13 protein-coding genes are annotated in these 12,714 nt (G+C 57.7%); 10 read left to right on the top strand and 3 right to left on the bottom strand.

Features of this window, described 5'->3' with window-relative positions; translation table 11 throughout:
- The 3 genes from emrD to ACRAUW_RS13465 all read right to left on the bottom strand — a co-directional run.
- Positions 1 to 1,070 (bottom strand): multidrug efflux MFS transporter EmrD (emrD, locus tag ACRAUW_RS13475; RefSeq protein WP_431362682.1); only part of this gene is annotated, 1,070 nt, incomplete at its 3' end.
- A 261-nt stretch (positions 1,071 to 1,331) separates the two neighbouring features.
- Positions 1,332 to 1,994, bottom strand: coding sequence for a glutathione S-transferase family protein (locus ACRAUW_RS13470; protein WP_431362681.1), 663 nt, complete (start codon positions 1,992 to 1,994; stop codon positions 1,332 to 1,334).
- A gap of 171 nt (positions 1,995 to 2,165) precedes the next feature.
- Complete coding sequence (locus ACRAUW_RS13465) at positions 2,166 to 2,621, bottom strand: hypothetical protein (RefSeq protein ID WP_431362680.1); 456 nt, start codon at positions 2,619 to 2,621, stop codon at positions 2,166 to 2,168.
- Between the two features lie 199 nt (positions 2,622 to 2,820).
- On the opposite strand from ACRAUW_RS13465, the gene suhB reads away from it, so the two are divergent.
- From suhB to ACRAUW_RS13415, 10 genes are all read left to right on the top strand, one after another.
- Positions 2,821 to 3,624, top strand: coding sequence for an inositol-1-monophosphatase (suhB, locus tag ACRAUW_RS13460; protein ID WP_005352992.1), 804 nt, complete (start codon positions 2,821 to 2,823; stop codon positions 3,622 to 3,624).
- A 305-nt stretch (positions 3,625 to 3,929) separates the two neighbouring features.
- Positions 3,930 to 4,862, top strand: a complete 933-nt coding sequence (locus ACRAUW_RS13455; RefSeq protein WP_431362679.1) for a ZIP family metal transporter — start codon at positions 3,930 to 3,932, stop codon at positions 4,860 to 4,862.
- A 169-nt stretch (positions 4,863 to 5,031) separates the two neighbouring features.
- The gene (gene mtnN, locus ACRAUW_RS13450; RefSeq protein WP_431362678.1) at positions 5,032 to 5,724 is read left to right on the top strand and encodes a 5'-methylthioadenosine/S-adenosylhomocysteine nucleosidase; all 693 of its coding nucleotides are present in this window, start codon (positions 5,032 to 5,034) and stop codon (positions 5,722 to 5,724) included.
- Positions 5,721 to 6,683 carry a cobalamin biosynthesis protein CobD/CbiB gene (locus ACRAUW_RS13445; protein WP_431362677.1) on the top strand — a complete coding sequence of 321 codons (963 nt, stop codon included), beginning with the start codon at positions 5,721 to 5,723 and terminating at the stop codon, positions 6,681 to 6,683. Before mtnN ends, ACRAUW_RS13445 begins: the two co-directional genes overlap by 4 nt.
- Positions 6,676 to 7,506 carry a cobalamin-binding protein gene (locus ACRAUW_RS13440; RefSeq protein WP_431362676.1) on the top strand — a complete coding sequence of 277 codons (831 nt, stop codon included), beginning with the start codon at positions 6,676 to 6,678 and terminating at the stop codon, positions 7,504 to 7,506. The genes ACRAUW_RS13445 and ACRAUW_RS13440 overlap by 8 nt, the downstream gene beginning before the upstream one ends.
- 154 nt (positions 7,507 to 7,660) lie before the next feature.
- On the top strand, positions 7,661 to 8,854 hold the full coding sequence (locus tag ACRAUW_RS13435) for a UDP-N-acetylglucosamine 4,6-dehydratase (RefSeq protein WP_431362675.1): 1,194 nt from the start codon (positions 7,661 to 7,663) through the stop codon (positions 8,852 to 8,854).
- Positions 8,855 to 8,863: 9 nt separating this feature from the next.
- Complete coding sequence (locus ACRAUW_RS13430; protein ID WP_431362674.1) at positions 8,864 to 10,006, top strand: LegC family aminotransferase; 1,143 nt, start codon at positions 8,864 to 8,866, stop codon at positions 10,004 to 10,006.
- A 2-nt stretch (positions 10,007 to 10,008) separates the two neighbouring features.
- The gene (gene neuC / locus ACRAUW_RS13425) at positions 10,009 to 11,169 is read left to right on the top strand and encodes a UDP-N-acetylglucosamine 2-epimerase (RefSeq protein ID WP_431362673.1); all 1,161 of its coding nucleotides are present in this window, start codon (positions 10,009 to 10,011) and stop codon (positions 11,167 to 11,169) included.
- Positions 11,166 to 12,239: an N-acetylneuraminate synthase gene (gene neuB / locus ACRAUW_RS13420; protein WP_431362672.1), complete on the top strand. Its 1,074-nt coding sequence runs from the start codon at positions 11,166 to 11,168 to the stop codon at positions 12,237 to 12,239. The genes neuC and neuB overlap by 4 nt, the downstream gene beginning before the upstream one ends.
- Positions 12,232 to 12,714, top strand: a 483-nt coding sequence (locus ACRAUW_RS13415) for a PglD-related sugar-binding protein (RefSeq protein WP_431362671.1), incomplete at its 3' end; no start/stop codon positions are given. The genes neuB and ACRAUW_RS13415, both read left to right, overlap by 8 nt.

Genomic DNA, 12,714 nt, shown 5'->3' with positions numbered 1-12,714 from the left:
GCCAGCAGGGTCACCACACCGGCTCCCAGATTCTGCATCCCGCCGAGAATGGCACCCGCGGTGCCGGCCTGACCCGGGAAGGGCTCGATGGCACAGGAAGTGGCGGTCGGGTAGAGAATACCGCTACCGATGAAGTAGACAGCCGCACCACCGACCAGCGAGGCGGCACTCACCACCCCGAACAGCCCCGGCACCAGAATGATGAGGGAGCCGAGCGCCAGAAAGGCGATGCCAAAGCGCATCAGTTTGCCCTGAGTCAAACGGAAGCTCAGCTTGGCAGAGAGCCAGGCCCCGAACAGATAGCCGGGCAGCGGCAGCACGAACAGCACGCTCACGGTACGGGCGCTCAGTTTCAGCACATCGCCCAGCAGCACACCGGCCGCCGCTTCAAATACCGCGAGTCCCGCAAAGGTCGCCATCAGGCAGAGCAGGTTGCCCTGAAACTTGGGGTTGCCCAGCACATGGCGATAGGCAGCACCGACGCGCAGCGGCTGACGGGCAGCAGCAGGCAGCGTCTCACCAAACCAGGCCATGATCGCCAGGGTTGCTACGGCACCAAAACCGAACAGGAACCAGTAACCGGCACGCCAGTTGAACAGCTCGGTCAGCCAGCCACCCAGCACCGGAGCCAGCAGCGGGGAGAAGATCACCCCCATGCTCACCAGACTGTTGGCGCGGTTGAGCTCGGCACCGTTGTAACGATCGCGCATCACGGTACGGCTCATGGCGCCACCGGCACCGGTACCCAGCCCCTGAATAAAGCTGCCCACCAGCAGGGCGGTAAAATGGGGGATGACCTGAATGATCAGGGTGCCCACCAGAAACACCATCATGCCGACGATCAGCACCGGACGACGACCGATGCGATCCGACAATGGCCCGTAAACAAACTGAGAGAGGCCATAGGGGATCAGGTAACAGGCCATCACCGCCTGTAACTGGCCCGAGGCCACATTGAAGTCCCCCGCCATCATGGGAATGGAGGGAACATAAAGGGTCTGGGTCATCTGGCCCACAGCGACCATCAGAATGGTCAATAAAAACAACGGATAAAAACTGTGCCGATCCATATCAGTCCCAAAAAATCGAAAAAATGCTGCCGCCCTCTGGCACAAAATGGCCCAGAGGAATCTGATCACAAAGGCTGTGATGCAATCAAAAACAGTGTTGGAAACAGTAGGCGGGGAGCCCGCCAGACCACCGCACAGGACGCTTGGTGGTATGGGGGCATTATAGTGATTCAGCTCACAGAAAACGAACGAATCTTTATAATCGGCTTGCCTTAGTTTTTCTAATATTACGGGGCAATACGCCCCGTCAGCAGTTAAAAATCAACGTGTTACCATCTGCTGCGCCTGCTTGATCAGCTCATCCGGCTGCTCTTTGCGCGGCGGTATGGTGATCCCCTTCTGGCAGGCAGGCTTCTGTGCCATGCGATCCATCCAGGCTTGCAGATGGGGTAACCCCTCGATGGAGATGCCGCTCCAGTCATAAATCCGCACCCAGGGCCAGGTGGCAATGTCGGCGATGCTGTACTCGTCCGCCAAATATTCATGATGAGCCAGATGGCTGTCGAGCACCTCGAACAGGCGGCGCCCCTCTTTCTGATAGCGTTCGATGGCGGCGGGGATCTTCTCGGGGAAGTAGCGATAGAAGACGTTGGCCTGCCCCATCATGGGTCCTACCCCGCCCATCTGGAACATTAACCACTGGATGGCCTGAGAGCGGCGTTTGGGATCAGCGGGCAGCAACTTGCCTGCTTTCTCCGCCAGATAGATGAGGATGGCGCCCGACTCGAATACGGCGAAATCGTCGTTATCCCGATCGACGATGGCCGGAATGCGGCCGTTGGGGTTGATGGCCAAAAATTCCGGCTTCTTCTGATCCAGTGCCGACAGATCGAGGGGAATGACCCGATAAGGCAATTCCAGCTCTTCGAGGGCGATCGCCACTTTGAAACCATTGGGGGTCGCGGCGGTGTAAAAATCGATCATGATTCACTCCTTGTTGTTGGTCATAGCAAGATTGCACGGTTTGAACATTGTGCAACACCATAGCCGCCTCATCTTGCAACAAGTGACCGGCTTCAGACCATTAAAAAGCGGCGCACCGTAGGCCAAACAAGGCCACGGTGCGCCGCGGGTGCGCTCTGGCAATGGTAGATATTAGTTGATCATGGCGACCGGCTTGCGCTGGCGCAGCATGATCAGGCGGGAAAGCAGCGGGAAGTAGGACTCCAGCTTGCGCAACAGCACCCGACTGCAGGCAGGCTCGGCCAGCTCCGACTCATCCAGCACGATGCCGTTTGAGACAAAATAGAAACGGGGGTCACGCACATCCGGCCCGCAGACCGTCAGCTCCTTGTCCCCCTTGCGGATCAGCAGCGGCAAGACCGGCAAACCGATCGTCTCACCCTCTCCTCGGGCAAATCCGGCATCCTGCCAGGGCGCATCACCGTCGATCAGCAGGATCGCCGCCTCCGTCTTGGCCGGTTGCCACTGATCAAGGGGGGTCACGCTGATGTGGGCAAAATGGTCACCATACTCGGCTGATGACCGCAAGATGGCCAACAGTCCCTCGCTGGCCGCTGACACGTTCTGACTCACTAATGACAAATTCATGGCTCATATCCCTATGCTCATAACAGCCGGTCTCCAACTGCCGGGATAAGACTAGCGCAGATCTAGCCTATATTGGAGCTGTCAAGGCTGACAGTCTCAAACTATTGGTTACGGGGGGATAACAGTTGCCATCCGATGAAATACTGGTAATATGTCGCGTCCTTCTATTCCCCGTTCTTTAACATCCAGTGGTGAACCTATGCATCCGATGCTGAATATCGCCGTGCGCGCTGCGCGCAACGCCGGTCAAGTTGTAGTAAAAGCCTTCTCCCAGCCTGAGAACATTGAGGCTATCCAAAAAGGCAGCAATGACTTCGTGACCAACGTTGACCGTGAAGCCGAAGCGGCCATCATTCACACCATCAAAAAATCTTACCCGGAGCACAGCATTGTTGCTGAAGAGTCTGGTGAGATTGCCGGTACCAATCCGGACTACCAATGGATCATTGACCCACTGGATGGCACGACCAACCTGGTCAAAGGCATTCCGCACTTTGCCGTTTCCATCGCCTTGCGCGTGAAAGGCAAAACCGAACAAGCCGTTGTTTACGATCCCATCCGTGACGAACTGTTTACTGCTACCCGTGGTAGCGGCGCCCAGCTGAACGGCTACCGCATTCGTGTCGGCAAAGCCAAAGAGCTGGCTGGCACCGTGCTGGCGACCGGTTTCCCCTACAAGCAAAAGCACCACATCGAGTCCTACCTGAAGATGTTCCAGAGCATGTTCATCGAATGTGCCGACATCCGTCGCTCCGGCTCTGCCGCACTGGATCTGGCCTACGTGGCTGCCGGTCGCGTCGACGGTTTCTGGGAAATCGGCCTGAAGCCGTGGGACACCGCTGCCGGTGAACTGCTGGCCAAAGAAGCCGGCGCCATCGTCACCGACTTCGTTGGTGGTCACAACTACGAAAACTCCGGCAACATCGTGGTTGCCAACCCGCGCGTCCTGAAAGAGATGCTCGGCAAGATCCGCGAAGAGCTGCCGGAGTCTCTGGCCAAATAAGCCAGCCTTCGAGCAGAAAGATAAAAAACCGGCGCGAGCCGGTTTTTTGGTTTTTGTCATAGCCCTCCATGCCAGTATCCGCACCCGATTTAATAACAGAGCGATGCATTCCAACTTGCCATGCAACACCACTTCTTTCCCCCCTCACACCACCCGCCTTGAGCAACTGCCAAGGCGGCCTATCTTGCCTGGATAAACCTCTATCTCGCTTTTTCCGATAGCAGCAATCGCGATACAGACATGGACAAGGGGCGGCCAAGTGGATGTAATGCCACCATCCACTTTGCACACCTTGAGGTCATGCCATGGACCACCTCTCTGCTCTCCCTCCGTTATCCTGGCCACAGCAACTGCGTAGCCAGATGCAAAGCCGTCCGCTCACTGCGATGGGCCTCTTTATCGCGCTGGCTGCCGTCTTGTTGCTGCTGTTGCAGAGTCTCATCATGCTCGCTACTGGCGAGGTGACCAGCGGCGTGCGCTATGGCCTGATCGGTGGTGCCGCCGGGTTTGCCGCCACCGCCATTGGTGCCCTGCCCGCTCTGTTTCTGCGCTCGGTACCGCAAAAGGTAGAAGACATCATGCTGGGCTTTGCCGCCGGCATGATGCTGGCTGCCAGCGCCTTCTCCCTGCTGCTGCCGGGGTTGGATGCCGCCGAGGGGATAACCGGCAACGGCTTTAGCGCCGCCGCCGTGGTGGTGGTCGGCATGACCCTCGGGGTGCTGTTGATGCTGGGGCTGGATCAATTCACCCCGCACGAGCATGACAAAACCGGCCCCTGCGGTCCCGGTCACGAGCAGTGCTCCCGGGTCTGGCTGTTCGTCTTTGCCATCGCCCTGCACAATCTGCCGGAGGGGATGGCCATCGGGGTCAGCTTCTCCCAGGGGGATATGTCGGTGGGGCTGCCGCTCACCACCGCCATCGCACTGCAGGATATTCCCGAAGGACTGGCGGTGGCGCTGGCCATGTGTGCCGCCGGTTTTCGCCCCTCTGTGGCGGTGCTGGTTGCCATCGCCAGCGGCCTGCTCGAACCGGTTGGCGCCCTGCTCGGGGTGGGGCTCTCCAGCGGCCTTGCCATCGCCTACCCCATCGGACTTGGGCTCGCCGCCGGCGCCATGCTGTTTGTGGTCTCGCACGAGGTTATCCCGGAGACCCACCGCAACGGTCACCAGACCTATGCCACCCTCGGCCTGATGGCGGGCTTTGCCCTGATGATGACCCTCGATACCGCGCTCGGCTAAAGGCCCTCGCCCCTCTCTCATCAAAGCTTTTTGTCACCTGCGGCGCTCCCATATGGAGCGCTGCACTTCATCTCTCCTTTCGCTCGTGCCTCTCGGCGCCGACGCCATCTTTTGTTATGATCTACAGCAACTTAAATTCAGCCACACGGCTATCAAGACGAGGTCAGCAATGAAAGTAGGTATTATCGGCGCCATGGAGCAAGAAGTGGCCCTGCTGCGCAGCCAGATGAGCAACCCCACCACCCTGCAACTGGGCGGCTGCGAGTTCTATCATGGGATGCTGGCAGGCAAAGAGGTGATCCTGACCCGCTCCGGTATCGGTAAGGTCGCCGCTAGCGTGGCCACCAGCCTGCTGCTGGAAAAATTTGCCCCCGACTGCGTCATCAATACCGGCTCTGCGGGCGGCTTTGCCCAGGACCTGCACATCGGTGACGTGGTGATTGCCAGCGAGATGCGTTTCCACGATGTGGACGTGACCGCCTTTGGTTACGAGATGGGCCAGATGGCGCAGCAACCCGCCGCCTTCCCCTGCGACGAGAAACTCATCGCGGTCGCTCAGGATTGCATCGCCGAGCAGGGCAAGCACCAGACCAAGGTCGGCCTTATCTGCACCGGCGATCAGTTCATGTGCAAACCGGACGCCATCGCCAAGGCTCGCGCCGACTTCCCGCAGATGCTGGCGGTCGAGATGGAAGGTGCCGCCATCGGTCAGGTGTGCCACATGTTCAAAGTGCCCTATCTGGTGGTTCGCGCCATGTCCGATATCGCCGGCAAGGAACAGGTTGAATCCTTCGATGCCTTCATCGAAGTGGCCGGCAAGCACTCCGCCGAAGTGATCATCAAGATGCTCGGCAAGCTGTGATCGAAACCGGTTCGCTCGACGTTATGGCAGACGCCCTCCTCTCGACGACGGCGGCCATTCTGGTGGGGGCTGCCCTGCTGGAGGCGGTGATCCCGTGGCCATCCCATCTGCGTCTTTCGGCTGTAACGCCCTTGCTGACCCGGCTGGGACACAAGGTGCACAGAGCCGATGGCACGCAACGCCAGCAGGTGCAAGCGGGTATGCTGGCGATGCTGGTGGTCTGGGTACCCTGCGCAGCAGGGCTCTGGTCGTTGCGCAATCTTGCCCTGAGCGAGCCGATCTTCGACCTGCTGTTCTTGCTGCTGATGCTCGAATCCCGTGCGCTGCGCGAACTCGCCCATGCCACCCGCTCGCTCGCCACGCAGGAGACCCTGCCGCTGGCGAGATTGCAGGTGGCTTTCTGGCTCAAGCGGGAGACCGGTAAGCTCTCGGCCATGGGGCTCGCCAAAGCAGTGACGGAGAGCTGCGCCCTGCGTCTGGTCGGCCAATGGGCTGGTCCGCTGCTGGGATTTGCTCTAGCTGGCGTACAAGGCGCCTTACTCTGGCGGCTGGTGCAGCTGATGAATCAGAGCTGGAGCATGAAGGATCCCACGTTTGGCTATTTTGGTCGCGCCGCCAGCGCCCTCTATCAGGGGCTCAATGCACCCACCATCCTGCTGCTGGGGCTGCCGCTCCTGCTCCCACGGCTCAAACAGACCGCACAGCTGCTACGCAGTGGGGCGCTCTGGCCCTATCCCGCCATGGGGATGCTGCTCACTCTGCTGGTAGACAAGTGCCGGATCCGCCTTGGCGGCCCCCGCTACTATCAGGGAACCTTGCAACGCTGGCCGATACTTGGCAGCGGTGATGACCCCGATGGTGAGTCACCGCGCAAGTTGCTCAATAATCTACAAGGAATTGGCTGGGGCTGGTTGATGCTAGCGCTGGTTATCACTGTGGCGGGGTTATTTCATGGTTAGATGGTTGCGATTGCCTATCTGGCTGCCCTGCGTGTTGCTTGTCTGGTTGCCCGCTGCGCTGCAGGCCGCCACTCCGAGCAGGGTGGTGAGCGTAGTACCCCATCTTACCGAGCTGCTTTATGACATCGGTGCCGGTGACAAGCTGGTCGCCATCGACGATGCCTCCGACTATCCTGCAGAAGTGAAAAACAAGCCCAAGGTGGCCAATTATCGCAGCATCAATGTCGAGGCGCTGCTGGCGCAAAAACCGGACCTGATCCTGGGCTGGCGCTCGGCCCAGTCACGCATGCTGGCCCCGCTGGAGCAGCTGGGTATCCCGGTTTTCTACTCGGAGCCCACCGATTTTGCCTCGCTGGCGACCGAAATGCGGGCGCTGGGCAAATTGCTTGGGGTGGAGAAGAGTGCCAACGAAGCCGCCGATCGCTATCTGGCGCGTCTGCATTCCCTGCAACAGCGCTATGGCCAACCAACCGGCGTCAAGGTGTTCTACCAACTCTGGTACCCGCCGCTCACCAGCGTCAGTGGCAATGCCTGGCCGGCTCAGGCCATCGAACTCTGCGGCGGGATCAACATCATGGCTAATGCCAAAACCCCTTACCCTCAAGTGGACATGGAACAGGTGATCAGAGCCAACCCATCGCTGATCCTGGCAGGGAGTCAAGATCCTGACGCCCTGCGTCACTGGCGAAAGTGGCCAAATCTCGACGCGGTGCAGCATCAGCGACTCGATTTGATCAACTCGGATGAGCTGCACCGCTTCACCCCAAGAGCCCTCAATGGAGTGGAGCAGGTATGTAGAGCGCTCAACCCGGAATATCCTTAAACCGAGATAATATATTTTCATTACAATGCAAAGATGGCCTAAAAATTGCGGTAGCATGGATAACGCTATGCCCATAAGTCCCTTTTTATATGAGCAATGATGAAACTCTCATAGTAATGACCTTCATTCTCTTGCCTTGCTCTGGTGACATAAAATGAACGACAAGATACTTGCCCTTATTGGTCGTAACATTTCCTTATTTACTCGGGATGTCCAACACCTAAATACACTGCTCTGGCAAACCGTGACGAACTCCCGATTCTTGGTATTGGGCGGGGCAGGATCTATTGGTCAGGCGGTGACCAAAGAAATCTTCAAGAGAAATCCACGTAAACTGCATGTTGTCGACATCAGCGAGAACAACATGGTCGAGCTGGTGCGCGATATCCGCAGCTCGTTCGGGTATATCGATGGTGATTTCCAAACGTTTGCGCTGGATATTGGTTCCATTGAGTATGACGCCTTTATCAAAGCCGACGGCGCCTATGATTACGTGCTCAATCTTTCTGCGCTCAAACATGTACGCAGCGAGAAAGACCCTTTCACGCTGATGCGCATGATCGACGTCAATGTATTCAATACGGATAAAACCATCCAGCACTCCATCGACATGGGAGTGAAAAAATATTTCTGTGTTTCGACTGACAAAGCGGCCAATCCGGTCAACATGATGGGGGCGTCCAAGCGCATCATGGAGATGTTCTTGATGCGCCGCAGCGAACAGATTGCCATTTCAACTGCGCGCTTTGCCAACGTAGCCTTCTCCGATGGATCCTTGCTGCATGGCTTCAACCAGCGTTTGCAAAAGCGTCAGCCCATCGTCGCCCCCAACGATATCAAACGCTACTTCGTGACCCCCCAGGAGTCCGGTGAGCTGTGCCTGATGTCCTGCATCTTCGGTGAGAACAGGGATATCTTCTTTCCCAAGCTCAGCGAATCCCTGCACCTGATTACCTTCGCCGAAATCGCCGTGAAGTATCTGGAGCAGCATGGTTACCAGCCTTATCTGTGCAAGGACGAGGATGAAGCCAGAACCTTGATGGCGAGCCTGCCTGAGCAGGGGATGTGGCCCTGCCTCTTTACCGAGAGTGACACCACGGGTGAAAAAGACTTCGAAGAGTTCTTCACGGACAAAGAAGTGCTGGATATGGCCCGGTTCGAGAACCTGGGCATCATAAAAAATGAACCCTCTTATCAGAATGATCTGCTCAACCATTTCGAGCAGGCCATTGCAGCCATGAAAACGAAGCGTGCCTGGGACAAGAAAGAGATCGTCGAATTATTCTTCGCCATGATCCCGGATTTTGGTCACAAAGAAACGGGCAAATATCTCGACGGCAAGATGTAAGGGATCGGTATGCATACTCAATTGATACGTTTTATTCGTGATACCTACAAAACCGATGACTTCATCCCGCTTCACGCTCCGACCTTCGCCGGCAATGAACGTCAATATGTGCTCGATACCCTCGAAAGTACCTTCGTTTCCAGTGTCGGTGCCTATGTTGAGCAGTTCGAGCAGCAAATAGCCACCTTTACCGGTTCAGCCCGTGCCGTTGCCACCATGAATGGCACGGCGGCGCTGCATATCGCGCTCTACATGGCAGGTGTGCAGGCAGGCGATCTGGTGATCACCCAGCCCCTGACCTTTGTGGCGACCTGCAATGCCTTGTATCACATGGGCGCAGAACCCGTGTTCGTCGATGTATCACGCCAGAGCCTGGGTCTGTGCCCCGTTGCCCTGGCCAACTGGTTGGAAGAGCATGCGTCTCGCACCGAGACAGGTGCCATCCACAAGGCAAGCGGACGCCGCCTCAAAGCCGTCGTGCCCATGCACACCTTTGGTCATCCGGTTGAACTCGATGAACTTCAGGCCGTGTGCCAGGCTTGGGGCATCGCCCTGGTAGAAGATGCTGCCGAGAGCCTGGGTTCATACTACAAAGACAAACACACGGGGACTCTGAGTGCGTTTTCTGCCCTGAGTTTCAATGGCAACAAGATCATCACCACGGGTGGTGGTGGCATGGTGCTCTGCCAGAATGCCGAACAGGGGGCGCGCACCAAGCACATTACCACCACCGCCAAGGTACCCCATCCGTTCGAGTTCTATCATGATGAACCCGGTTTTAACTACCGGATGCCCAATCTGAATGCGGCCCTCGGATGTGCCCAGATGGAAGCCCTGCCGCAATTCCTGGCGCAAAAGCGGGCGCTTGCCATGCACTATGCCGAGTTCTTCAAGGGTCAGGCATACCAGTTTGTGACCGAGCCTTCTTATGGACGCTCCAACTACTGGCTCAATGCGATTGTCTGTGAAGATCAAACCCAGCGGGATACGTTGCTGACCGAGCTGAACAAGGCTGGTGTCATGACCCGGCCTGTATGGAAACTGATGCATCGCCTGCCCATGTTCTCTCATGCCTTGCGTGGGGAGCTTAACAATGCCGAATGGTTGGAAGCCCATCTGATCAACCTGCCCAGCTCGCCTGTCGAGGTCTGAACATGGCCAACACCATTGCCGTCTTTACCGGTACTCGCTCCGAATACGGGCTGCTCTATTGGTTGATGAAAGACATTGCCGCGGATCCCGACCTGGAGCTCAAGCTGATCGTCTCGGGTACGCACTTGTCCCCCGAGTTCGGCCTGACCTATCAGCAGATAGAGCAGGATGGCTTCAAGATCGATGAGTGCATCGAGATGCTGCTCTCCTCCGATACCTCTGTGGGTGTGGTCAAAAGCATGGGCGTGGCCTTGCTCGGGCTGGCAGATGCATTGGCCCGGTTGCAACCAGATGTGCTGGTGATCCTGGGGGATCGCTTTGAAGCGCTGGCGGCAGCCCAGGCGGCCATGTTGCAGCGCATACCGGTAGCACACCTCCATGGTGGCGAGATCACCGAGGGGGCTTATGACGACGCCATTCGCCATGCCATTACCAAGTTGAGCTACCTGCACTTCACGGCTGCCGAGCCTTATCGACAGCGTGTCATTCAGTTGGGGGAGGCGCCTGAGCGGGTGTTCAACGTAGGTGCCGTCGGTCTGGACCACATCATCAAGACACCGCGGCTGTCCATGGACGAGCTGCAATCCTCTCTTGGGTTTACGTTGGACTCACCGTTCTTCGTGGTGACCTATCACCCCGTGACTCTGGCCGATGAACCGGCCAGAGAGAGTTTCAGTGCGTTGCTGGCGGCGTTGGATAACTATCCCGACCATCAGGTCATCCTGACGTACCCGAATGCAGATGACGGTGGTCGAGCCATCATTCCACTGCTTGAGCAGTATGCGGCAGCCAACCCTGCACGCGTGCTGGCCATCCCGTCTTTGGGTTACAGACGTTATCTGAGCGCGGTGAAACACTGTGCCGCCGTGATCGGCAACTCGTCGAGCGGCATCATTGAAGTGCCTTCTCTGGGTGTCCCGACCATCAATATCGGCCAACGCCAACAAGGGCGCTTGGCAGCCAAGAGTGTGCTTCATTGCGACGCGAAGGCTGAGGCCATTACGCAATGCATTGCCAAGGCCTTGCAGCCTATGGGCCCAGATGCTTATGTCAATCCTTATGGTGCAGGGGACGCCAGCGGCCAAATCGTGGCACGCCTGAAGCATTTTGCCATCCCCACCATCAAACAGTTCCATGATCTCGACAGGAGTCCGTCGCCATGATCCGCATCATCGCCGAAGCCGGCGTCAACCATAATGGCGACGAAGCACTCGCAGTGGCACTGATCGATGCTGCCCACCGGGCAGGCGTCGATATCGTCAAGTTTCAGACCTTCAAGGCGGCCAATCTGGTGACCCGCCAGGCCAAGCAGGCTGCTTATCAAACCGCCAACACCGGCAAGGAAGAGAGCCAGCTTGCGATGCTCTCCCGCCTTGAGCTTTCGTTCGATGCCCATTTTCGCCTGATCGCCCATTGCGAGTCCCTCGGCATCGAGTTTTTGTCTACCGCCTTTGATACCGAGAGCCTGGACTTTCTGGTGAACCGGTTGAAGTTGCAGACCCTCAAGATCCCGTCCGGGGAACTGACCAATGCGCCTTTCGTACTGGCCCATGCTCGCACCGGTTGCGAGTTGATCGTCTCGACCGGTATGGCCACATTGGCAGAAGTGGAGGCGGCCCTGGGGGTGATAGCCTTCGGATTGACCGCGCCGCAGGATGCGCAGCCCTGTGAGGCTGCCTTCATGGCTGCCTATGCCAGCGAGGCAGGTCAGGCCGCTCTTGCCAACAAGGTGACCCTGCTGCATTGCACGACCGAGTATCCGGCACCCATGGTGGATATCAACCTCAAAGCCATGGATACCCTGTCGCACGCCTTCCGGTTGCCGGTCGGTTATTCGGATCACAGCCAAGGTATCACCATCCCGGTGGCTGCAGTCGCCCGGGGAGCCTGCCTCATCGAGAAGCACTTCACTCTGGATCGCAACATGGAGGGGCCTGATCACAAAGCTTCTCTTGAACCCAATGAACTGGCCGCCATGGTGAAAGGGATCCGCGATGTTGAGCTGGCACTGGGGGATGGCATCAAGGGGCCGCGCCCGAGCGAGATCAAGAACAAGGAGATCGCACGCAAGAGCCTGGTGGCTGCCTGCGACATTGAAAAGGGCGTCATCCTCTGCGCCGACAACCTCGCCATCAAGCGTCCGGGTGACGGCATGAGCCCCTATGCCTACTGGCAGCTACTTGGCCAACCTGCCAAACACCGCTATTCGGAAGGCGAGTCGCTCCATGAGTAAGCCACTGCTAGTCCTCGGTGCAGGGGGACATGCCTCAGTACTGATAGAAATATTACGCCGCCAAGGGCGCACGCCGTTGGCAATGGTCGCTCCACATTGGGAGGCTGGATGTGCAGCACTGGCAAATATCCCGTGTTGGCATGACGAAGGCAAGATTCTGGCGCTCTCACCAGATGACGTAGAACTGGTCAATGGTATCGGCTCTTTACCTGGACATCGGCTGCGAGCCGAGTTGTTCGCCCGCTACCAAGCATTAGGTTATCACTTCACTCGAGTCGTTTCGCCACATGCCATAGTATCGGATTACGCCAAGCTGGCCGAAGGTGTTCAGGTGATGGCAGGAGCGATTATCCAGACAGGGGTCCAGATCGGCCCGAATACTATCATCAACACTGGAGCTATTGTGGATCATGACTGCCAGATCGGGGCCGATAACCATATTGCCCCTGGATCCGTGCTATCCGGTGGCGTGATG

The organism is Aeromonas sp. (assembly GCF_050633025.1).
GTDB lineage: Bacteria > Pseudomonadota > Gammaproteobacteria > Enterobacterales > Aeromonadaceae > Aeromonas.
Note: the sequence above shows the minus strand (reverse complement) of the source record. Positions and strands in the feature narration are given on the sequence as shown.